Genomic DNA, 21,622 nt, shown 5'->3' on the forward strand with positions numbered 1-21,622 from the left:
GACCGGCTGTGGACGGCGGGCGGACCTGTGGAAGGCGCCCGGGACCGTCAGTCCTCCTCCTCCGCGCGGCGCGCCCGCGCCCGGCGCTTCCCCTCGTGCATCGCCTGCACCCGCGCGACCGGGATGGTGTGGCCCTCGGCGACCAGCTCCGCGGGCAGTTCCTGCGGCTCGGGCAGCAGCTCCGCCCACGGGTCGCCGTCACCGAGCCGCTCCGCCGCCGTCCGCACGGTGATCTCCGCCGGCCGCACGGCCGGCAGCTCCGGCCACGGCACCGGCGCCGAGACCGGCAGCCCCGGCCGCACGCGCGGGCTGTAGGCGGCCACGATCGTCGAGGAGTAGGAGCGCGTGGAGTCCAGGAACACCCGGTCGCCCCGGTCGGCCCTGATGTAGGCGGTGGTCGCGAGCTCGGGGTCGAGCCGCTCGGCGCGCACGGCCAGCGCGCGGGTGGCGGCCGCGGCGTCGTCGGCCCGCGTCCCCCGCACCGGCACCACGACGTGCGCTCCCTTGGAGCCGCTGGTCTTCACCGCTCCGGCCAGCCCGGCGTCGGCCAGGGCCCGCCGCACCAGCTCCGCCGCCCGCACGACGACGTCGAACCCGGCGCCCTCGGGCGGATCGAGGTCGAGCACGATCCCGGTGGGCTCCTCGGCGCCGGCCGGGACGAAGGGCACGTGGAACTCCACCGCGCGCTGGTTGGCCAGCCAGAGCAGCGTCCGCCGGTCCTCGCAGAGCACCTGGTGCACCTCGCGGTGCGCGCCCGCGGACCACACGGCGACCGTCCGCACCCACTCCGGTGCGCCCTTGGCGACGTTGCGCTGCATGAACGGCTGCTGCCCCGGGCGCACCCGCATGACCGACAGCGGCCGCCCGGCCAGCTGCGGCACGAGCCGGTCGGCGAAAGCGTCCAGGTGGTCGACCAAGTCGCCCTTGGTCACGTCGAGCCCGTCACCCAGGGGCGCGTCCAGGCTGGTCAGCCGGACGCCGTCCCGTTCGTCGTCGACCACCGGCCCACCGTGCCCGGCCCGACCCGGCCGGGCAAGTGTTCACACGTCGTAGGTGCCCCTGGGCTCGACCAGCTCGCTGGCCGGGAAGACCTCCCGCGCGGCGGCCAGCTGCGCCTCGCGGTCGATCCAGGCCGGCACGTGGGTGAGGAGCAGCCGGCCGACCTGTGCCGCCGCGGCGTGCTCACCGGCCTCCCGGCCGGTGAGGTGCAGGGCGGGCGGGAGGTCCGGGACGTCGGGGTGCGCCGCCTCGGCCAGCAGGACGTCGGAGCCGCGGGCGAGCTCGACGACGGCGGCGCTGGCCCCGGTGTCCCCCGTGTAGACCAGCGACCGGCCCCCGGCGTCCAGCCGGATCGCGTAGCACTCGACCGGGTGGGCGGTGCGGGCGAGTGCGGCGGTGAACGGGCCGAGGGTCAGCTGCCCGGCCCCGACCGGGACGAAGTCGAAGACGTCGGTGAGCCCCTCGCCGTCGCTGTCGTAGGCCAGGGCCAGCCGGCGCTCGGCGCCGACCGGGGCGTACATCGGCACCGGCTTCCGGGTGGAGCGGCCCGAGTAGCGGTGCCACACGACGAACGGCGCGACGTCCAGGCAGTGGTCGGCGTGCAGGTGGGACAAGAACACCGCGTCGACGGTGGCGGGGTCGGCCAGGCCCTGCAGGGCTCCGAAGGAGCCGTTGCCGAGGTCGAGCAGCAGCCGGTAGCCGTCGTGCTCGACCAGGTAACAGGAGGCGGGGGACGCCGGCCCGGGACCGCTGCCGGAGCAGCCGATGATGGTGAGCCTCACGCGGGGTCCCCCGGCCGATCGACTGTCCCTGCCACGCGGGTCAGGCTAGCTGGCAGGCCGGGGTGCCCGGGCTCACGCCCAGAGCTGGCCCTCCAGCGCGGAGGTCGCCTCCTCCAGGGTGCCGCCGTAGGCGCCGGTGGAGAGGTACTTCCAGCCGCCGTCGCAGACGATGAAGACGATGTCGGCCTTGCGCCCGGCCGCCACCTCCTTGTCGGCGATGCCGAGCGCCGCGTGCAGGATGGCGCCGGTCGAGATGCCGGCGAAGATCCCCTCCTGCTCCACCAGCTGGCGGGTCCGGCGGACGGCGTCCTGCGGCCCGACGCTGAACCGGGAGTCCAGCAGCGTCGGGTCGTACAGCTCGGGGACGAAGCCCTCGTCGATGTTGCGGAGCCCGTAGACCAGCTCGCCGTAGCGCGGCTCGGCGGCGATCACGCGGACGTCGGGCTTCTTCTCCCGCAGGAAGCGGGAGACGCCCATGAGCGTGCCGGTGGTGCCCAGGCCGGCGACGAAGTGGGTCATCGACGGCAGGTCGGCGAGGATCTCCGGGCCGGTGCCGGTGTAGTGCGCCTCGGCGTTGGCCGGGTTGCCGTACTGGTAGAGCATGACCCAGTCGCCGTGCTCGGCGGCCAGCCCCTTGGCGACGGCGACGGCCTGGTTGGAGCCGCCCGCCGCGGGGGAGCTGATGATCCGCGCGCCGTACATCTCCAGCAGCTGGCGCCGCTCGATGGAGGTGTTCTCGGGCATGACGCAGATCAGCCGGTACCCGCGCTGGCGGGCGACCATCGCCAGCGAGATCCCGGTGTTGCCACTGGTCGGCTCGAGGATGGTGTCGCCCGGCTTGAGCTTCCCCTCCTTCTCGGCCGCCTCGACCATCGCGATCGCCGCGCGGTCCTTGATGGAGCCGGTGGGGTTGTGGTCCTCCAGCTTGGCCCACAGCCGGACGTCGGGGGTCGGCGACAGGTTCGGCAGCCCGACCAGCGGGGTGTTGCCGAGCGAGTCGACGAGGGAGGCGAAGCGGGCCATGGGGAGCTCTTCCGGGATGCGGGGAGGGACGGTCGCCGAGCGGGTGCTCAGCAGCCGCCGGCGACCGCCGGGAGGATCGTCACCGAGTCGCCGTCCTTGACCTGGGTGTCGAGCGCACCGGTGAAGCGGACGTCCTCGTCGTTGACGTAGACGTTGACGAAGCGGTGCAGCTTGCCCTCCTCGGTGACGAGGCGGTTCTTCAGGCCCGGGTGCTTGGCGTCGAGGTCGTCGACGAGCGCCCCCAGGGTGTCCCCGGTGCCCTCGACGGTCTTGTTGCCGCCGGTGTGGGTGCGCAGGATGGTCGGGATCCGGACCTCGATGGCCATGGCGTGCTGATCTCCTCGGGAGTGGGGGGTGGCGGGCCCGCTGCCGGGGGCAGCAGGACGTGCGTCTGGACGGGGAACGCCCGCTCGCCGCCGGGCATTCCTGCGGCGGCCCTCCTGCAGGGTCCCGCCGCGAGCTCGCGAGCGGTGGGGGGCAGGAGGGCCCTTGGTCAGTCGTAGACGACGGTCGTGGGCGAGTGGCCGAACAGGTAGGACTCGACGACCTCGACGTCCTCCTCGCTCACCTCGCCGTCGACGATGCGGAAGCTGCGGAACTCCACCTCGTCACCGGCCAGGCCGGTCTGCTCGCCGTGGTGCCGGGTCGACACCAGGACGTAGTGGGCGTTCGGCTCCGACGCGTAGCTGATGTCAGTGCGCGACGGGTACGCCTCGGTGGCGGTGTGCGAGTGGTAGATCACCACCGGCTCCTCGTCGCGGTCGTCCATGTCCCGGTACAGCCGCAGCAGGTCTCCGGAGTCGAACTCGTAGAACGTGGGCGACCGCGCGGCGTTGAGCATCGGGATGAACCGCTCGGGCCGGTCGCTGCCCTCGGGGCCGGCGACGACGCCACAGGCCTCGTCCGGGTGGTCCTCCCGGGCGTGGGCCACGATGGCGTCGTAGGTCGCGCGGTCGATGCGCAGCACGGCGCCAGTCTAGAAGGACCTCTGCGCGGTGCCCGGACGGGGCCGCCGGATACGGTGCCGTCTCGTGGTGCTCGACCTGTTGATGGCCGCCGGCGTCGTCGTCGTCGCGGTGCCGGCCCTCGTGCTCGGCATCGGCGGGGTACGGCACCGCAGCGGCCACTACAGCAGCGACGCCGGAGCCGACCGCGCCTCGCTGGTGCTGCTGGTCACCGTGCGGGTGCTGGCGCTGCTGCTGGTCTTCGCGCTGTCGGCCGTCGTGCTGGTCTCGACGATCGGTGCGGCGGTCCGCGACGTCGAGCTGCACGGGATGGTCTACGTCCTCTTCGTGCTCGACGCCCTGCTCGTGGCACTGGTCCTGCTCACCTTCGGCCGGCGGGCCCGGCGGGTGCGCCGCCCGGCGGCCTCCACGCGCCGCTGAGCCGGGCGATCCGCCGTCCGGGCGCCGCCGTCCGACGGGTCGTCGTCCCTTCACCGGCCTAGGCTCCGGAGCCATGTCGACGGGTCCCGCGCTGCTCACCGACCGGTACGAGCTGACCATGGTCGCCGCCGCCCTCGCCGACGGCACCGCCGACCGCGACTGCGTGTTCGAGGTCTTCGCCCGGCGGCTCCCCCACGGCCGGCGCTACGGCGTGGTCGCCGGCACCGCGCGCCTGCTCGAGCAGCTGCCCCGCTTCTGCTTCACCGACGACGACATCGCCGCGCTGCGCGCCCAGGGCCTCACCGACACGCGGCTGCTGGACTGGCTGGCCGACTTCCGCTTCGGCGGGGACGTCGACGGCTACGCGGAGGGCGAGTTCTTCTTCCCCGGCTCCCCCGTGCTGACCGTCCGCGCGCCCTTCGCCGAGGGTGTGCTGCTCGAGACGCTCATCCTCTCCGTCCTCAACCACGACAGCGCCATCGCCTCGGCGGCGGCCCGCATGGTCGCCGCGGCCTGCGACCGGCCCTGCATCGAGATGGGGTCGCGCCGCACGCACGAGGAGGCCGCCGTCGCCGCCGCCCGCGCCGCGCACCTGGTCGGCTTCGGCACGACGTCCAACCTCGAGGCCGGGCGCCGCTACGGCGTCCCCACCGCCGGCACCAGCGCGCACGCCTTCACCCTGCTGCACGACGACGAGGCGTCGGCCTTCCGGGCCCAGGTGGCGGCCCTGGGCGTGGGGACGACGCTGCTCGTCGACACCTACGACGTCGACCGCGGCATCCGGACGGCGGTGGAGGTGGCCGGCCCCGGGCTCGGCGCGATCCGGCTGGACTCCGGCGACCTGCCGACGCTGGCCACGCACGCCCGGGAGCTGCTCGACGAGCTGGGCGCGACGTCCACCCGGATCATCGTGACCAGCGACCTCGACGAGTACGCCATCGCCGGCCTCATGGCCGCCCCGGTGGACGGGTACGGCGTGGGCACCTCGCTGGTGACCGGCTCGGGCGCCCCGACGGCGGGGATGGTCTACAAGCTGGTCGAGCGCGACGGCGTCCCGGTGGCCAAGAAGTCGGAGGGGAAGAACTCCGTGGGCGGCCGGAAGCACGCCGTCCGCCGGCACGACGCCGACGGCACGGCGACGGCCGAGGTCATCTGCGCCAGCCCGATCACCCCCGAGGACGGCGACCGGCAGCTGGTCGTGGAGCTCGTGCGCGGCGGCCGGGTGTGCAGCCCCGCCTCCCCCCGCGAGGCGCTGGCCGCCGCCCGCGCGCACCACGAGCGCGCGCGGGCCGCCCTGCCCCAGGAGGCGTGGGCGCTGTCCCGCGGGGACTGCGCGATCGAGACGGTGGTGGCGTGAACCCGGGAGGTCAGCGATGAGCCGCGCGCTGGTGGTCGTGGACGTGCAGAACGACTTCTGCGAGGGCGGCAGCCTGGCCGTCGCCGGCGGCGAGGCGGTGGCCGGGGCGATCACCGAGCACGTGCGGGCGCGCGCCGGCGAGTACGCGCACATCGTGGCCACCCGGGACCACCACGTCGACCCGGGCGGTCACTTCGCCGCGGAGCCGGACTTCGTCGCGACCTGGCCGCGGCACTGCGTGGTCGGCACCGGCGGCGTCGAGTTGCACCCTCGACTGGAGCGCGAGCCCCTCGAGGCGGTGTTCGACAAGGGCGAGTACGCGGCCGCCTACTCCGGATTCGAGGGGCGGTCGGGCGGCGTGCCGCTGGCCGACTGGCTGCGCGGGCGCGGGGTGGACGCCGTCGACGTCGTGGGCATCGCCACCGACCACTGCGTCCGGGCCACCGCCCTGGACGCCGTCCGGGAGGGGTTCGCGACCCGGGTGCTGTTGCCGCTGACCGCCGGCGTCAGCGAGGCGACCACCGAGGCCGCGCTCGACCAGCTCCGCGGCGCCGGCGTCGAGCTGGAGGGCACGGTCCACCGACCCTAGGGGCCGAAGTGGCCACGACGGCCCTCCCCCCGGGCCCGGACGGGCGACAGATCACGTCGCGTCGAGGACCTCGTCCCTCGTGAAGCCGAGCACCTGCAGGACGGCGTCGAGGTAGGGCTGGTTGATCGCGGTGTGCGCCTGCTCCCGCACGAAGGGCTTGGCGTTGAAGGCGATGCCGAGACCGGCCGCGTTGAGCATGTCGAGGTCGTTGGCGCCGTCGCCGACGGCCACCGTCTGGTCGAGGGGGATCCCGTGCTCGGCGGCGAAGCGGACGAGGGCGCGGGCCTTGCCGGGGCGGTCCACGATCTCGCCGACCAGGCCGCCGGTCAGCCGGCCGTCGGCGACCTCGAGGGTGTTGGCCGCGGCGAAGTCCAGCCCGAGCTCCTCGGCGAGCGGGTCGGTGATCTGGGTGAAGCCGCCGCTGACGATGCCGCAGCGGAACCCCAGGCGCTTGAGGGTGCGGATCAGCGTGCGCGCGCCCGGCGTGAGCACCAGCCGCTCCCGGACCTCGTCGAGCACCTCCACCGGCAGCCCGGCCAGCGTGGCCACCCGGGCCCGCAGCGACTGGGCGAAGTCGAGCTCGCCGTTCATCGCGGCCGCGGTGATGCGGGAGACCTCGGCCTCCCGCCCGGCGCGCGCGGCCAGCTCGTCGATGACCTCCCCGCGGACCAGCGTGGAGTCGACGTCGAGGACGATGAGCCGCTTGCTGCGGCGGGCCAGCCCGACCGGCTCGACGGCGATGTCCGCCCCCGTGCTGGCGGCGACCGAGGCCAGCGCGGTGCGCAGCGCGGTCGACTCCCCGCCGGAGACGGTGAGCTCGAAGCTGACGACCGGGTAGTCCGACAGCCGGCGGATGGCGTCGATGTTGCCGCCGATCCCGGCGATCGCCGACGCCGCACCGGCGACCGCCTCGGGCGGCACGGGCCGGCCGAGCACGATCACGTGGTGGCCGCGGCCGTTCTGCCGCTCCTCCTCGTCGACCGAGTCGACCTGCACCTGCATCCCGGTGGCGTCGGCGACCTCGGTGGCCAGCCGGGCCAGCCGGGCGAGGAACGACGGCTCGTCGTCCGGCTCGGCGCCGTCCAGCGCGACGGCGGTGACCTCCACGCCGAGCACCAGCTGGCCGTGGACGACGACCTGCTCGACGTCGACGACCTCGATGGCCCGCCGCGCGCTGCCGGCCTCGGCGATCGCCGTGAACAGTCGCGCGGTGACCCCCGGCCGGTCCCCCCCGGTGACCGTCACCAGCGCCCGCGGAGTGGCCAGCGGGGCGGTCGACGGCGGTCGGGAGGAGGGGTCCAGCGGCACGTCGGCCATCGTGCCGCACGGCGCTCCGCCGCCCGGGAGCCGCCCCACCGACCCCGCCCCGGACGCGGCGACGCCCCGCCGGCCGGGGCCGACGGGGCGTCGCACTCGGCGGGTCCTGTCTCAGGTCGGGTCGGGGTCCTTGCTCCCCTGCCGCGGCCCGGCCGTGCCCCCCAGCTCGCTGGCGTACGGCTCGTGCCGCTTGCCGGCGTGGGCCTCCCGCTCGAGGCGCTCGAGCAGGTGCGGGTAGTGCGCCTCGAACGCCGGCCGCTCGGAGCGGATCTTCGGGATCTCCACGAAGTTGTGCCGCGGCGGCGGCGACGAGGTTGCCCACTCCAGCGAGTTCCCGTGGCCCCACGGGTCGTCGCGCACGGCCAGCCGCCCGTACTTCCACGACTTCACGACGTTGTAGATGAACGGGATCGTGGAGGCGCCCAGGATGAACGAGAAGATGGTCGAGATGGTGTTCAGCGTGGTGAACCCGTCGGTGGGCAGGTAGTTGACGTACCGGCGCGGCATGCCCTCGTTGCCCAGCCAGTGCTGGATCAGGAACGTGCCGTGGAAGCCGATGAACGTCAGCCAGAACTGCAGCTTGCCCAGCCGCTCGTCCATCATCCGGCCGCACATCTTCGGGAACCAGAAGTAGATCCCGGCGTAGGCGGCGAAGACGACGGTGCCGAAGACGACGTAGTGGAAGTGCGCGACGACGAAGTACGTGTCCGAGACGTGCCAGTCCAGCGGCGGGCTGGCCAGCAGCACCCCGGTGAGGCCGCCCAGCAGGAAGGTGACCATGAAGCCGATCGAGAACAGCATCGGCGTCTCGAAGGTCATCTGACCCCGCCACATGGTGCCGATCCAGTTGAAGAACTTGATGCCGGTCGGCACGGCGATCAGGTAGGTCAGGAAGGCGAAGAAGGGCAGCAGCACCGCGCCGGTGGCGTACATGTGGTGCGCCCACACCGCCAGCGAGAGGGCACCGATGGCCAGCGTCGCGAAGACCATGCCCTTGTAGCCGAACAGCGGCTTGCGGCTGAACACCGGGATGACCTCGGTGATGATGCCGAAGAACGGCAGCGCGATGATGTAGACCTCGGGGTGCCCGAAGAACCAGAACAGGTGCTGCCACAGCATCGCCCCGCCGTTCTCGTCCGAGTAGACGAGCGAACCGAGGTTGCGGTCGGCCAGCAGCGCGAACAGCGCGGCGGTGAGGATCGGGAACGCCAGCAGGATGAGCACGCTGGTGACGAGCGCGTTCCAGGTGAAGATCGGCATCCGGAACAGCGTCATCCCCGGCGCGCGGAGGCAGACGATCGTGGCGATGAAGTTGACGCCGCCGAGGATCGTGCCCAGACCGCTGACCGCGAGGCCGGCGATCCACAGGTTGCCGCCGGCACCCGGACTGTGCACGACGTTCGACAGCGGCGTGTAGGCCGTCCAGCCGAAGTCCGCGGCACCGCCCGGGGTGAGGAAGCCGGACATCGCGATGATCGACCCGAAGAGGAACAGCCAGTAGGAGAAGGCGTTCAGCCGCGGGAAGGCGACGTCGGGGGCGCCGATCTGCAGCGGCATGATCAGGTTGCCGAACGCGAAGAACAGCGGCGTCGCGAACATCAGCAGCATCACCGTGCCGTGCATGGTGAACAGCTGGTTGTACTGCTCGGGCGACAGGAACTGCAGCCCCGGCCGGGCCAGCTCCCCGCGGATGAGCATGGCCATGAGCCCACCCAGCATGAACCATGCGAAGGAGGTGGCCAGGTACATGAGGCCGATGGTCTTGTGGTCGGTGGTCCGCAACAGGTTCGACAGGCGCGAACCCCTCTGGACCTCGCGAGCCGGGCTGGGGCGGCTCACGATCGGTGCCGGTGCGATCGTCACCGCCGCAGCATAAGCGGTGCCTCCGGGCACCTCCTGCCGAGAGGGGCAGGCACGCCGGACGGCGCTCCCGGGGCCCGCGCGGCCGTGATCCGGCCGTGACCTGGCTCTCCCGGCTCAGCCGGCCGGCGCCCACGCGGTGACGTCGACCGCCACCGTCACCGCCGAGCGCTCCGGCAGCCCCGCGACCGCGGCCGCCAGCGCCGCCGGGGTCAGGTGGCGCGCGTGCGGCCCCATGCCGACGAGGGTGGTGACCGCGGTCCGGTCCAGGCTCACCTGCTGGCGGTGGCCGCCGGCCCCGACCGGCCGGAGGTGCGGTTCGAGCGCCGCCGACAGCCGCCGGGCCTTGTCCGGGTCCACCTGCAGCAGCCCCAGCGGCCCGACCAGCTCGACGAGGTGGTCGGCGGCGGGCGTGACGACGACGAGCCGGCCGCCGGGTCGCAGCACGCGGGCGATCTCCGGCCCGTTGCGCGGGGCGAAGACGACCAGCACGCGGTCGACGGCGGCGTCGCGCACCGGCAGCCGGGCCCAGGTGTCGGCGACCACGGCCAGGGCCCGGGGATGGGCGCCGGCGGCCCGGCGGGCGGCGTACCGCGAGGAGTCCAGGACGACCCCGACGGCGTCGGGCAGCCGGTCGAGGACCCCGGCCAGGTGGTGGCCGGTCCCCCCGCCGAGGTCGAGCAGCGTGCCGGGCGGAGGGTCGCCGTCCGCGACGACGGCGTCGGCCAGGGCGGCGGTGACCCCCGCGTAGTGCCCGGCGGCCAGGAAGGCCACCCGGTCGGCGACCATCTCCCCCGAGTCGCCCGACGGCGGGACGTGCCCGGGCGGGAGCAGCGTGACGTGGCCCTGCCGCGCCCGGTCGAAGGCGTGCCCGCCGTCGCACCGCAGCCCCGTGTCGCCGGGCAGCGCGGACAGCGGCGCTCCGCACACCGGGCAGGCCAGCAGGTCGAGGGCCCGCGGGGGCCAGGGACGGCGGGCGCTCACCGGACCGCGGTCACCTGGCGACCGGGTGGAAGGTCACGTCGTGCAGGGCGCCGTCGGCCGCGACCGCGGTGACGAAGGTGCCGTGCGGCTGCCGGCGGCGGTCGGTCGGCGAGCCGGGGTTCAGCAGCCGCAGGCCGGTGCCGGCGGTGGTGTCCCAGGGGATGTGGCTGTGCCCGAAGACGAGGAGGTCGGCGTCGGGGAAGCGGGCGGCGGCGCGCACCTCCCGGCCCTTCCGGTCCCCCGTCTCGTGGACGACGGCGACGCGGAGGCCCTCGATCTCGGCGCGGGCCACCTCCGGCAACCGCTCGCGCAGCGGCCCGTGGTCGTTGTTGCCGTACACCGCGAGCAGCCGCCGCGCCCGCTCCTCCAGCCGGTCCAGCAGGGCGACGTCCACCCAGTCGCCGGCGTGCACCACGACGTCGGCCGCGTCGATCGCGGCCCACAGGGCATGAGGTAGGTCACGCGCACGCCTGGGGACGTGCGTGTCGGCCGTGAACACCAGGGAAACCGGCACGTGCACATGGTCGCAGGGCGTTAGGTTGCCGATCGCCCGATGCCCGGGCTCTCCCCCTGAAAGACCTCGAGGACCCCCATGACAGACCCCACGTCCACGCGCGCCACCGGCGCCGGGCACGTCGGCGACGAGCCGTACCCGAGGCGGTGGCTGGCCCTCGCGGTCATCGCCGTGACCGTCCTCCTCGTGATCCTCGACGCCACGATCGTCAACATCGCACTGCCCGCGGTCTCGGCCGACCTGCAGATCTCCGCGGCCTCCCAGCAGTGGATCGTCACCGCCTACACGCTCACCTTCGGAGGCTTCCTGCTTCTGGGCGGCCGGATCGCCGACTTCTGGGGCCGCAAGCGCACCTACCTGGTCGGCGCGGCCGGCTTCGCGATCGCCTCGGCGCTGGGCGGCCTCGCCCAGAACGAGGAGACGCTGTTCGCCGCCCGCGCGCTGCAGGGCGCCTTCGGTGCGCTGCTCGCGCCGGCCTCCCTGGCGCTGCTCACCGTCCTGTTCACCGACCCGAAGGAGCGGGCCAAGGCCTTCGCCGTGTACGGCGCGATCGCCGGTGGCGGCTCGGCCGTCGGCCTGCTGCTCGGCGGGGTGCTCACCGAGTACGCCGACTGGCGCTGGTGCTTCTGGGTGAACCTGCCGGTGGCCGTCGTCGCCATCGTCGCCGCCATCCCGATCGTGCCGGAGAGCCGCGCCCCGGGTGACACCAGCTACGACATCCCCGGCGCCGTGCTGGTCACCGCCGGCATCGCGTCGTTCGTCTACGGCTTCACCCAGGTGGCGGAGAAGTCGCAGGAGAACGCGGCGGCCGGCATCGCCGACAGCGGCTGGACCGACCCCGCCGCGCTCGCGTTCATCGGCGTCGGGCTCCTGCTGGTCGCGGCGTTCGTCGTCCTCGAGCTGCGGACGCGCAACCCGCTGCTGCCGATGCGGATCATCCTGGACCGGAACCGGGGCGGCGCGTACCTCACCTCGACGCTGGTCGGCGCGGGGCTGATCGGGGCGTTCTTCTTCCTCAGCCTCTACTTCCAGCAGGTGCTGGAGTACAAGCCGGTGCACGCCGGCCTCGCGTCGCTGCCCACCACGCTGGGCGTGCTCATCTCGGCGGGCGCGGCGAGCGCGCTGGTGGTCAGGACCGGGCCGAAGCCGCTCATGGTGCTCGGTGGCCTGCTCGCGGCCACCGGCCTGTTCGTGCTGTCGTTCCTCGAGGTGGACAGCGGCTTCTGGTCGCTGGCCTTCCCCGGCCAGCTGCTGCTCGGCCTGGGCCTCGGTTTCACCTTCGTGCCGCTGTCCAACCTGGCCCTCGTCGGCGCCGGTGCGCACGACGCCGGCGCGGCCAGCGCCGTGCTCAACGCCACCCAGCAGGTCGGCGCCTCGATCGGCACCGCGCTGCTGGCGACGCTGTCGGTGGGCGCGATCACCGACTACGTCACCGGGGTCGCGACCTCGGGCGGGAACCCGCAGGACCCGGCGGTCGGGCTCCAGGCGCAGGTGGAGGGCTACACCACGGCGTTCACGTGGGCGGCGGCGCTGCTCGTGCTCGGCGCGCTGGTCTCCGCGGTGCTCATCAAGGCCACCAAGGAGGACCTCCCCGCCGAGGGTGCCGCGGTGCACGCGGGCTGACCCCACCCCGCGTTGATCATGGGCTCGTGGTCGGCGACACGGCCGGACACGCCGTCGAGCCGGGCAACGAGCCCATGATCAACGCGGGCTCGCGCGGTCGGCCATCGCGCGCAGGCGGGCGTTGTAGGCCGTCAGCTCGGCGTCCTCGGTGCGGACGGCGGCGCGGTCCAGCCGCTTGGCCTTGCGCTCCTCCGAGCCCATCCACGAGAAGAGCACGACCGCCATCACGAACACCATGGGCAGCTCGCCGAAGGACCACGCGATGCCGCCGGCGGTCTTCTGGTCGGCCAGCACGTCGACGTCCCAGGCGGCGGGCGGGTTCGCGAAGGTCCGCACCACCAGCGAGCCGGCCATCATCACCGCGACGCCGAAGAAGGCGTGCAGCGGCACCGGGATGAGCAGCTCGAGCATCCGGCCGGCATGCCCGGTCGTCCGCGGCCACGGGTCCTGACCCAGGATCGGCCCGAAGAACAGCAGCCCGGTGACCAGGAAGTGGGTCAGCATGAACTGGTGCCCCAGCGGGTCGTCCATCAGGGCGTCGAACAGCGGCGTGAAGTAGACGCCGTAGAGGCCGGCGAGGAACAGCGGCAGCGTGAACCCCGGGTGTGCCACGAACCGGCCGACCCGGCTGTGCAGCGCGTCGAGCAGCAGCGCCCGGGGCACGCCGGCCAGGCGCCGGCCCCGCGGCAGCGTGCGCAGCGCCAGGGTCACCGGGGCGCCCATGAGCAGCAGCAGCGGCGACACCATCGACAGCACCATGTGCTGCGCCATGTGCACGCTGAACAGCACCATGCTGTAGCCGTTGAGCCAGGTGCCGGTGACGGCGAACAGCGATGCGCAGCCGGCCACCCAGGCCGCCGTCCGCCACCACGGCCAGGACACCCCCGACCGGCGCAGGACGGCGACGGCCACCGGGTAACCCACGATGCCCAGCAGGCTCAGCGCCGCCAGCAGTGACCAGCCGTCCAGGTGCGGCAGGAACAGCCGCCCCCAGGTCGGTGGGTCCGCGGGCACCCACATGCCCGAGTGCTGACCGTGCTCCACCGCGACGCCTCCCGCTGTCTCCGACTGCGCCCCCACTCTCCCACCCGGACCGGCGGGGGTCCCTATTCGTGGACCGGGGCCTCGTGGCCGGCGTGCGACGGGGACTCCAGCTGGAAGGTGCAGTGCGCGACGTCGAAGTGCCCGCCCAGGCATTCACAGAGCGCGTCCAGCACCCGGCCGCCGTGCCCGGCCTCCAGCGCCTCGTCGGTGACGACGACGTGTGCGGACAGCACGGGCAGGCCGGAGGTGATGGTCCAGGCGTGCAGGTCGTGAACGCCGATGACCCCGTCCACCGCCAGCACGTGCGCCCGGACCGAGTCCAGGTCCACCCCGCGGGGGGCGGCCTCCAGCAGCACGTCGACCGCGTCGCGCAGCAGCGACCAGGCCCGCGGCAGGACCAGGACGCCGATCGCGAGGGAGGCGACGGTGTCGGCCGGCGTCCAGCCGGTGGTGGCGATGACGACGGCGGCGACGATGACGGCCACCGAGCCCAGCGCGTCGGCGAGCACCTCCAGGTAGGCGCCGCGCACGTTCAGCGAGTCGCCGCGGCCGCGGTGCAGCAGCGCCAGCCCACCGAGGTTGACCACCAGGCCGACGCCGGCGACGGCGAGCATCACGCCGGAGCCGATCTCCGGCGGGTCCCCGAACCGGCGCACCGCCTCCACCAGCACGTACCCGGCCACCCCGAGCAGGAGCAGCCCGTTGGCGACGGCGGCGAGGATCTCCAGCCGCTGCCAGCCGAACGTCCGGCGACCGCGCGCCGGGCGCTGCGCCAGGGTCACCGCGCCGAGGGCCAGCCCGATGCCGAGGGCGTCGGTGGCCATGTGCCCGGCGTCGGCGAGCAGAGCGAGCGATCCCGACACGACGGCCCCGACAACCTCGGCCACCATGACGGCGACGGTCAGCGCGAGGACGACGGCCAGCCGGCGGCGGTGGGCCGCCGAGGCGGTGGCCGGGCCGTGCGCATGACCGTGGTCGGAGCTCATCAGCCCCTCTTCCCCGCGCCGCGCCGCACACGGGGAGTCTCCCCCACGCGGCCGCCCTTCAGGGCCCCCGCGCCGAGCCTGCGAGGCGTGGGGGGAAGGGTGGTCCTTCCTCAGATCTGGACGCCGCGCTCCCGCAACCAGGGGAGCGGGTCGATCTTCTCGCCGTTGATGCCACCGACGTGCACCTCGAAGTGCAGGTGCGGCCCGGTGGACTGGCCGCGGTTGCCGAGCAGCGCGATCGTGTCGCCGGCCCGCACCACCTGGCCGGCGGACACCAGGATCTCCTCCATGTGCCCGTACACGGTCACGTCGCCGTTCGCGTGCTGGATGTAGACGACGTTGCCGTAGCCGCTGGCCGGGCCCGCCTCGAGGACGACGCCGTCCATGGCGGCGTACTCGGGGGTCAGCATGGGAGCGGCGAGGTCGATGCCGGCGTGCAGCTTGCCCCAGCGGGCACCGAACTGGCTGGTCAGCCGGGCGCCGGCGACCGGCAGCACGACATCGGGCCGGGCCGCCTCCGCGGCGGCCTCGGCGGCGAGCCGGTCGGCCTCGGCCTGCACCTGCGCGGCGGCGGCCTCCTGGTCCTCGCGGGCGGTGCGGCTGGCGGCGATCTCGCCGAGGCCGGTGGCGGCGTCGGCCTCGATGGCGGCCGCGACCGACTCGGAGGACTGCGTGTCCAGCCCGAGCTCCTCGGCCACGCTCACCGAGTCGCTCGCCGACGCTCCGCCGTCGGCCTGGGCGACGTGCTCGCCGCCGGTGACCAGGCCCAGGCCGACGGCGCCGACGAGGGCCGCGGCCAGGTAGAGCGCCGGACGGCGGTGCGCCGACGGCGGGCCCGGGCGACGCCGGTCGCGGCGCCGGCCGAGCCGGGTGACGACCACCGCGGGCGCGGCGGCCTCGTGGTCCGCGGTGAGGTCGTCGATGCCGGCGCGGGCGGTGGCCTCGGCCTGCCCGGTGAGGTCGGCCAGGTCGGCCACCTCGGCCAGCCGTGGCTGGGCACCGGTCTCGGACGGCGTGCTCTCCGACGACTGCGCGACCCCCGTGCGCGGCGTCGAGATGGTCTGGGGCGACGTCTCAGTCGCTGGTCCGGACACCCGTCGCGAGGACGGGGCCGCGGCCGTGTCGAGTCGGGTGGCGGGGCCCGGAGCGGGCGCCGTGCCCTCATCGAGGAGACGGTCGTGGGCGAGCTGAGTCATGCACCTGGCTTCCGTGGGGGACGGGGATCGTCGTGCGGTGCCCGCAGTGCGGACGGGACTCATGTAAACACGTCGTGACCGTTTCGTGATGTGAGGACAGGGGTACTGACCTGCGGTTTCGTGTCCTGGGTCACAGAGCTGCACTGATCTCATTCAACGTTGCGTAGAACCGATGTGACTCACAGTGCCTGACGCGCCGGGCCGCGCCGGAAACACGCGCGACCTACGTCACGAAGGGGCAGGAGGCACTCGTCGGACCCCTCCGGCGACGATCCGAGGAGTGCATCCCCATGCGCGCAGTGACCTGGCACGGCCGAGCCGACGTCCGCGTGGACACCGTCCCCGACCCGACGATCCAGGAGCCCACCGACGTCGTCATCGAGGTGACGTCGAGCGGCATCTGCGGCTCCGACCTCCACCTGATCGAGGTGATGGCGCCGTTCATGACGGTGGGCGACGTGATGGGTCACGAGCCGATGGGCGTCGTCCGCGAGGTCGGCTCCGAGGTGACCGCGGTCACGCCCGGCGACCGGGTCGTCGTCCCCTTCAACATCTCCTGCGGCACCTGCTGGATGTGCTCGCAGGGCCTGCAGTCCCAGTGCGAGACGACGCAGAACCGCGACCAGGGCTTCGGTGCCTCGCTGTTCGGCTACACCAAGCTCTACGGCCAGGTGCCCGGCGGCCAGGCCGAGTACCTGCGGGTGCCCTTCGGCAACACGCTGCCGATCAAGGTGCCCGAGGGCCTGCCCGACGACCGCTTCGTCTACCTCTCCGACGTCGTGCCGACCGCGTGGCAGGCCGTGCAGTACGCCGCGGTGCCCCCCGGCGGCACGCTGCTCGTCCTCGGGCTCGGGCCGATCGGCGACATGTGCACCCGCATCGCCCACCACCTGGGCATCGAGAAGGTGTACGCCTCCGACGTCGTCCCGGAGCGGATCCAGCGGGCCACCGCCCGCGGGACCGAGGTGATCCGGACGACGGACAGGAAGGACGTCGTGCGCGCCATCCAGGAGGCCACCGAGGGCCGCGGCGCCGATGCGGTCATCGACGCGGTCGGGATGGAGGCGCACGGCTCGCCGCTGGCCGCGCTCGCGCAGAAGGCCACCGCGGTCGTGCCCGACGCCATCATGGAGAAGGTCATGCAGGTGGCCGGCGTCGACCGGCTGGCGGCGCTGACCACGGCGATCGACGCGGTCCGCCGCGGCGGGACCATCTCGCTGTCCGGCGTCTACGGCGGGGCCACCGACCCGCTGCCACTGATGCGGATGTTCGACAAGCAGATCCAGCTGCGCATGGGGCAGGCCAACGTCTGGCGCTGGGTCCCCGACATCCTGCCGCTGCTGACCGAGGGCGATCCGCTCGGCGTGGACGACTTCGCCACCCACCGGGTGCCGCTGGAGCAGGCGCCCGAGGCGTACGCGAACTTCCGCGAGAAGAAGGACGGCACGGTCAAGGTGCTGCTCAAGCCCTGACCGTCCCCGGGCGCCCTCCCGCGGGCGGGCGCCCGTGTGAGCAGACCCACGCGGCGTCCCGGGCATGTCCCCCCGGGACGCCGCCTTGGCTCCGAGAGGGTCCTGTGCGCCGGGACCCCCGGCAGGACGACGCAGTCCGCCCCACTCGTCCGTGCCCGCGTCCCTGGAGCCGCTCCCGTGCCCCGCGCCCTGCTCGCCCTCGCCGTCGGCGCCTTCGGCATCGGCACCACCGAGTTCGTCGTGATGGGCATGCTGCCCCAGATCGCCGACGGTCTCGGCGTCTCGGTGTCCGCCGTCGGCATGCTCATCTCCGCCTACGCCATCGGCGTCGTCGTCGGCGCCCCGACGCTGACCGCGCTCGGGGTGCGCTTCTCGCCCCGGCAGACGCTGGTCGGCCTCATGGTGGTGTTCGTCGTCGGCAACGCGCTGTCGGCGCTGGCGCCCACCTACGAGACGCTGGCGGCCGCCCGCGTGCTCACCGCCCTCGCGCACGGCTCGTTCTTCGGCGTCGGCGCGGTGGCCGCCCGCCGGCTGGTCGCACCCGAGAGGGCCACCCGGGCGATCTCGCTGATGATGGTCGGGCTGACGCTGGCCAACGTCATCGGCGTCCCGCTCGGCACCTTCGTCGCCCAGCAGGCCAGCTGGCGGCTGGTCCTGGGCGCGGTCGCGGTCATCGGCCTGGTCACGATCGCCGGCCTGCTGGCCTGGATGCCGGGGGACGTCGGCGAGCCCGGGGACCTGCGCGCCGAGCTGGCCGCGTTCCGCCGCGGTCAGGTGTGGCTGGTGCTGGGCCTGACCATGGTCGGGTTCGCCGCGCTGTTCGCCGTCTACAGCTACGTCAGCCCGATCCTCACCGAGCTCGGCGGCATCCCCGAGGCGTGGGTGACCCCCGTGCTCGCGCTCTTCGGCGTCGGCACCACCGTGGGCACCCTGCTCGGCGGCCGCTTCGGTGACCGCTACGGCTTCTCCTTCGTCGCGGTCGGGCTGCTCGGCACGGCCGTCGTCCTGGTCGCGCTCGCCTTCCTCGCCCGCACCCCGGTCGCCGCGGTCGCGCTGCTGGTCCTCTTCGGCACCATCGCCTTCTCCCTCGGCCCGGTCGTGCAGAACGGCGTCATCGAGGCGGCGCAGGTGCGCGGCGGCAGCCTGGTGTCGGCGGCCAACCAGGGTGCGTTCAACGTGGCGAACGCCCTCGGCGCAGGACTGGGCGCCCTCGTGCTGACCGCGGGGTTCGGCTACACCGCCCCGATGTGGGTCGGCGCCGTCGTCGCGGTGGTCGGCGCCGGCATCGCCGTCCTCGCCCGGTCGGTCGGCCGCCGGCAGCCGGCACCGGCGAACGAGGCGCGGCTCGCCGAGGTGGGCAGCACCCCCGCATAGCGACGGGTCAGCGGCCCGGCGCCGGCCCCAGCACCCGGTCGAGGTGGGCGTTGGCGAGCACGCCGGTGGGGTCCAGCCGGTCCCGGACGGCGAGGAACTCGTCGAAGCGGGGATAGCGCTGCCGCAGGACGTCGGCGTCCAGGCCGTGCAGCTTGCCCCAGTGCGGCCGCCCCCCGACCTCCCCGGCGATCGCCTCCAGGGCGGTGAACCAGGGGCCCGGGTCGGTGCCGGCCGGGACGTGGGCGGCGATGTAGGCGGTGTCGCGACCGGACGCCGTCGACAGCGGGATGTCGTCGGCGGCGGCCAGCCGGACCTCCACGGGAAAGGCCGTGCGCCAGTCGCCGGCCTCGTGGACCCGGCGCAGCTCGGCCAGCACGTTGGGAGCCGCGGCGCGCGGCACGGCGTACTCCATCTCCAGGAAGCGCACCCGCCGCCGGCTGACGAACACCCGGTGCGAGTGGTCGGTCCAGCTGCGCGGGCCGAGCGCGCGGGCGGAGACGCGGGCCAGCGGCGGCACCAGCGCCGGCACCCGGCGGCCGGCGGCGACCACCCCGGCGAAGGCGGCGTTGGCGAGGATCTCGTCGTCCCACACCGCCCGCCAGCGGGGCAGCGGGTCCAGCCCCTCGGCCAGCGGCACCCGGGTGTTGCACTTGACCAGCGTCGCGTCGGTGTGCGGGAACCAGTAGCACTCGACGTGGTCGGTGCAGGTCATCAGGTCCTCGAAGCCGCGCAGCGCCGTCGACAGCCGTCCCGGCCCCTCGACCGCGTGCAGCGCGAACGCCGGCTCGGACTGCAGGGTCACCGCGGTGACCACGCCGAGGGCGCCGAGCCCCACCCGGGCGGCGGTGAAGACCTCGGGGTGGCTCTCGCGGTCGCAGTGCAGCACCGCGCCGTCCGGGGTGACCAGCTCGAGCCCCCGCACCTGCGTGGCCAGCCCGCCGAAGCGGGCGCCGGTGCCGTGCGTGCCGGTGGCCAGCGCACCGGCGACGGTCTGCCGGTCGACGTCGCCGAGGTTGGTCAGCGCCCAGCCGGTCCGGGCGAGCTCGGCGTTGAGGCGGTAGAGCGGCGTCCCGGCGCCGACGGTGACCAGCCCGTCCTCGCCGACCGCGATCCCGCACAGCTCGTCGAGCACCAGCTGCACGTCCTCCGGCCGCCCGATGGCGGAGAAGGAGTGGCTGCAGCCGATCGGGCGCACCCGCCGGCCAGCGCGCGCGGCGGCGGTGAGGACGGCGGCGACCTCGTCCACCGAGGCGGCGTGCACCACGTCCACCTCGGCGCGCTCGTTGCCCGCCCAGTTCCGCCAGCGCGCTGGAGCACCGGGCACCGCACTCCCCGTCACCCGGTCCTCCTCCGATCGGTCGCAGGAACTCTGCACGGCGGCGACAGCCCAGGTCAACGGCCCAGCAAGGGGGTTGACCCTCCGCTGTCGGGCGGCGACCCTCGCGCGGGTGCGCACCGTCCCCCCGTCCACCGAGGCCGCCCGCGCCCGGCTGGACCGGGCGACCGTCGAGCTCGACCCGCCGCTGGCCGTGGTCGACCTCGACGCCCTGGACGCCAACGCCGCGGACCTGGTCCGCCGGGCCGCCGGCCGGCCGGTCCGGGTGGCCAGCAAGTCCGTCCGCTGCCGCGCCGTGCTGCGCCGGGTGCTGGCCCGGCCGGGCTTCGCCGGCGTGCTCGCCTACGCGCTGGCCGAGGCGCTCTGGCTGACCGGCGGCGACGACCCGGTCACCACCGACGCCGTCGTCGGCTACCCGACGGTCGACCGGGCGGCGCTGCGCGCCCTGCTGGCCGACCCGGCGGCGGCCGGGCGGGTGACGCTGATGATCGACTCGGTCGACCACCTCGACGTCGTCGACGCCGTCGCCGCGCCCGGCCGGCGTCCGCCGGTCCGGGTCTGCCTGGACGTCGACGCCTCGCTGCGGGCCGCCGGTGGTCGGGTGCACGTGGGCGTGCGCCGCTCTCCGGTCCACGACCCGCCGCAGGCGGCGGCGCTGGCCCGCGCCGTGGCCGCGCGCCCCGGGTTCGCGCTGGTCGGCGTCATGGCCTACGAGGCGCAGATCGCCGGCGTGCCGGACGCGCCCACCCGCCGGCCGGTGCGCGGGCTGGTCGTGCGCGGGCTGCAGGCGCTGTCGGCCTGGGAGCTGGCCGAGCGGCGGGCCGCGGTGGTGGCCGCGGTCGCCGCCGTGGCGCCGCTGGAGTTCGTCAACGGCGGGGGCACCGGCAGCCTCGAGCGCACCGCGGCCGACCCGGCGGTGACCGAGTGCGCCGCCGGCTCCGGCCTCTACGCTCCCACCCTGTTCGACGGCTACCGGGCGTTCAGCGCCCGCCCGGCCGGCCTGTTCGCGCTGCCGGTGACCCGCGTGCCGGCGCCGGGCACCGTGACCGTCGCCGGGGGCGGGTGGGTGGCGTCCGGGCCGGCGGGCACCGACCGGCTGCCCCGCCCGGTGTACCCGGCGGGGTTGCGGCTGCTGGCCACCGAGGGCGCCGGTGAGGTGCAGACCCCGCTGCACGGACGGGCCGCGCAGCGGCTGGGCGTCGGCGACCGCGTCTGGTTCCGGCACGCCAAGGCCGGTGAGCTGTGCGAGCACGTCGACGTGCTGCACACCCTGGCCGGGGACGCCCTCACCGGCGCCGTCCCGACCTACCGCGGGGAGGGCCGGGCCTTCGGCTGAGCGAGCCTCAGTCTGCGTCGGCGCCCGCCAGCGCGCGGGCGGCCGCGGCGTCGTCCTCGTCGAAGCCGATCGCGCCGACCGTGCCGTGCTGGCGCACCTGCCCGTCGATCCAGCGGCGGTGCGCCTCCCACGCCGACTGGCGCGTGGTGCCCAGCGCCTGCCCGATCTCGGCCCAGGAGGCGCCGGCCACCCGCGCCGTCCGGACGGTCAGCTGCCGCCCCTGCCCGGCCTTGCGGGCGATCACCTCCCCGAGGGCCAGCAGCTCCAGGGCGTCGGCGCGGCCGAGCGGCCGCGGGCCGCCGGGGTCGTCGGGGTCGGCCAGCGAGTCACGCGTGCGCAACTCCTCGTACCGGCGGACGGCGGCGGCGAGCGTCAGTTCGCGGTCCAGGACGTCGATGTCGGCCATGACCCAGCGTCCGTCAGGCCACCCTGACAGTCAAGCCAC

Annotated in this window: 21 protein-coding genes; 7 read left to right on the plus strand and 14 right to left on the minus strand. The window is 74.5% G+C overall.

Features of this window, described 5'->3' with window-relative positions; genetic code table 11:
• Nucleotides 1-47: 47 nt before the first annotated feature.
• The 5 genes from MY526_RS21125 to MY526_RS21145 form a co-directional block, all read right to left on the minus strand.
• Complete coding sequence (locus tag MY526_RS21125) at nt 48-1,001, minus strand: DNA polymerase domain-containing protein (protein ID WP_436705000.1); 954 nt, start codon at nt 999-1,001, stop codon at nt 48-50.
• Between the two features lie 39 nt (nt 1,002-1,040).
• On the minus strand, nt 1,041-1,781 hold the full coding sequence (locus tag MY526_RS21130) for an MBL fold metallo-hydrolase (protein ID WP_436693920.1): 741 nt from the start codon (nt 1,779-1,781) through the stop codon (nt 1,041-1,043).
• Between the two features lie 72 nt (nt 1,782-1,853).
• Nucleotides 1,854-2,804, minus strand: a complete 951-nt coding sequence (locus tag MY526_RS21135; RefSeq protein ID WP_436693919.1) for a PLP-dependent cysteine synthase family protein — start codon at nt 2,802-2,804, stop codon at nt 1,854-1,856.
• A gap of 47 nt (nt 2,805-2,851) precedes the next feature.
• A complete protein-coding gene (locus MY526_RS21140) occupies nt 2,852-3,130 on the minus strand; it encodes a ubiquitin-like small modifier protein 1 (RefSeq protein ID WP_436693918.1) in 279 nt (92 codons plus the stop codon).
• A gap of 167 nt (nt 3,131-3,297) precedes the next feature.
• Nucleotides 3,298-3,771, minus strand: coding sequence for a Mov34/MPN/PAD-1 family protein (locus tag MY526_RS21145; protein ID WP_436693917.1), 474 nt, complete (start codon nt 3,769-3,771; stop codon nt 3,298-3,300).
• Between the two features lie 64 nt (nt 3,772-3,835).
• Here MY526_RS21145 and MY526_RS21150 point away from each other — a divergent pair, with 64 nt between their 5' ends.
• From MY526_RS21150 to MY526_RS21160, 3 genes are all read left to right on the plus strand, one after another.
• Nucleotides 3,836-4,189, plus strand: coding sequence for a hypothetical protein (locus MY526_RS21150; protein WP_436693916.1), 354 nt, complete (start codon nt 3,836-3,838; stop codon nt 4,187-4,189).
• 73 nt (nt 4,190-4,262) lie between these two features.
• A complete protein-coding gene (locus MY526_RS21155; protein ID WP_436693915.1) occupies nt 4,263-5,546 on the plus strand; it encodes a nicotinate phosphoribosyltransferase in 1,284 nt (427 codons plus the stop codon).
• A 16-nt stretch (nt 5,547-5,562) separates the two neighbouring features.
• Nucleotides 5,563-6,135: a nicotinamidase gene (locus MY526_RS21160; protein ID WP_436693914.1), complete on the plus strand. Its 573-nt coding sequence runs from the start codon at nt 5,563-5,565 to the stop codon at nt 6,133-6,135.
• 51 nt (nt 6,136-6,186) lie between these two features.
• Here the strand turns inward: MY526_RS21160 and serB are convergent, their stop codons facing one another.
• The 4 genes from serB to MY526_RS21180 all read right to left on the minus strand — a co-directional run bounded on the left by serB (nt 6,187) and on the right by MY526_RS21180 (nt 10,810).
• Nucleotides 6,187-7,443, minus strand: a complete 1,257-nt coding sequence (serB, locus tag MY526_RS21165) for a phosphoserine phosphatase SerB (RefSeq protein ID WP_436705001.1) — start codon at nt 7,441-7,443, stop codon at nt 6,187-6,189.
• Nucleotides 7,444-7,563: 120 nt separating this feature from the next.
• Nucleotides 7,564-9,315 (minus strand): aa3-type cytochrome oxidase subunit I, encoded by a 1,752-nt coding sequence (gene ctaD, locus MY526_RS21170; protein ID WP_436693913.1) that lies wholly within the window; start codon nt 9,313-9,315, stop codon nt 7,564-7,566.
• 114 nt (nt 9,316-9,429) lie between these two features.
• Complete coding sequence (locus MY526_RS21175; protein WP_436693968.1) at nt 9,430-10,257, minus strand: putative RNA methyltransferase; 828 nt, start codon at nt 10,255-10,257, stop codon at nt 9,430-9,432.
• 49 nt (nt 10,258-10,306) lie between these two features.
• Nucleotides 10,307-10,810: a metallophosphoesterase family protein gene (locus MY526_RS21180; RefSeq protein ID WP_436693912.1), complete on the minus strand. Its 504-nt coding sequence runs from the start codon at nt 10,808-10,810 to the stop codon at nt 10,307-10,309.
• Between the two features lie 78 nt (nt 10,811-10,888).
• On the opposite strand from MY526_RS21180, the gene MY526_RS21185 reads away from it, so the two are divergent.
• Nucleotides 10,889-12,433 carry a DHA2 family efflux MFS transporter permease subunit gene (locus tag MY526_RS21185; protein WP_436693911.1) on the plus strand — a complete coding sequence of 515 codons (1,545 nt, stop codon included), beginning with the start codon at nt 10,889-10,891 and terminating at the stop codon, nt 12,431-12,433.
• A 78-nt stretch (nt 12,434-12,511) separates the two neighbouring features.
• Here MY526_RS21185 and MY526_RS21190 read toward each other — a convergent pair whose 3' ends face one another.
• The 3 genes from MY526_RS21190 to MY526_RS21200 all read right to left on the minus strand — a co-directional run bounded on the left by MY526_RS21190 (nt 12,512) and on the right by MY526_RS21200 (nt 15,557).
• Complete coding sequence (locus MY526_RS21190) at nt 12,512-13,453, minus strand: cytochrome c oxidase assembly protein (RefSeq protein ID WP_436705002.1); 942 nt, start codon at nt 13,451-13,453, stop codon at nt 12,512-12,514.
• 86 nt (nt 13,454-13,539) lie between these two features.
• Nucleotides 13,540-14,463 (minus strand): cation diffusion facilitator family transporter, encoded by a 924-nt coding sequence (locus tag MY526_RS21195; protein ID WP_436693909.1) that lies wholly within the window; start codon nt 14,461-14,463, stop codon nt 13,540-13,542.
• A 110-nt stretch (nt 14,464-14,573) separates the two neighbouring features.
• Nucleotides 14,574-15,557, minus strand: a complete 984-nt coding sequence (locus tag MY526_RS21200) for a M23 family metallopeptidase (protein ID WP_436693908.1) — start codon at nt 15,555-15,557, stop codon at nt 14,574-14,576.
• Between the two features lie 392 nt (nt 15,558-15,949).
• On the opposite strand from MY526_RS21200, the gene MY526_RS21205 reads away from it, so the two are divergent.
• Together MY526_RS21205 and MY526_RS21210 are read left to right on the plus strand one after the other, a co-directional pair.
• Nucleotides 15,950-17,131: an alcohol dehydrogenase catalytic domain-containing protein gene (locus MY526_RS21205; protein ID WP_436693907.1), complete on the plus strand. Its 1,182-nt coding sequence runs from the start codon at nt 15,950-15,952 to the stop codon at nt 17,129-17,131.
• Nucleotides 17,132-17,308: 177 nt separating this feature from the next.
• Nucleotides 17,309-18,505, plus strand: coding sequence for an MFS transporter (locus tag MY526_RS21210; protein ID WP_436705003.1), 1,197 nt, complete (start codon nt 17,309-17,311; stop codon nt 18,503-18,505).
• 7 nt (nt 18,506-18,512) lie between these two features.
• Here MY526_RS21210 and MY526_RS21215 read toward each other — a convergent pair whose 3' ends face one another.
• A complete protein-coding gene (locus tag MY526_RS21215; RefSeq protein ID WP_436693905.1) occupies nt 18,513-19,844 on the minus strand; it encodes a D-arabinono-1,4-lactone oxidase in 1,332 nt (443 codons plus the stop codon).
• A gap of 109 nt (nt 19,845-19,953) precedes the next feature.
• Between MY526_RS21215 and MY526_RS21220 the strand changes: the two genes are divergently transcribed.
• The gene (locus MY526_RS21220; RefSeq protein WP_436693904.1) at nt 19,954-21,177 is read left to right on the plus strand and encodes an amino acid deaminase/aldolase; all 1,224 of its coding nucleotides are present in this window, start codon (nt 19,954-19,956) and stop codon (nt 21,175-21,177) included.
• A 7-nt stretch (nt 21,178-21,184) separates the two neighbouring features.
• On the opposite strand, the gene MY526_RS21225 is transcribed toward MY526_RS21220, so the two are convergent.
• The gene (locus tag MY526_RS21225; protein ID WP_436693903.1) at nt 21,185-21,583 is read right to left on the minus strand and encodes a hypothetical protein; all 399 of its coding nucleotides are present in this window, start codon (nt 21,581-21,583) and stop codon (nt 21,185-21,187) included.
• Between the last annotated feature and the right edge of the window lie 39 nt (nt 21,584-21,622).

Source organism: Geodermatophilus sp. CPCC 205761 (assembly GCF_051383655.1).
Taxonomy (GTDB): domain Bacteria; phylum Actinomycetota; class Actinomycetes; order Mycobacteriales; family Geodermatophilaceae; genus Geodermatophilus.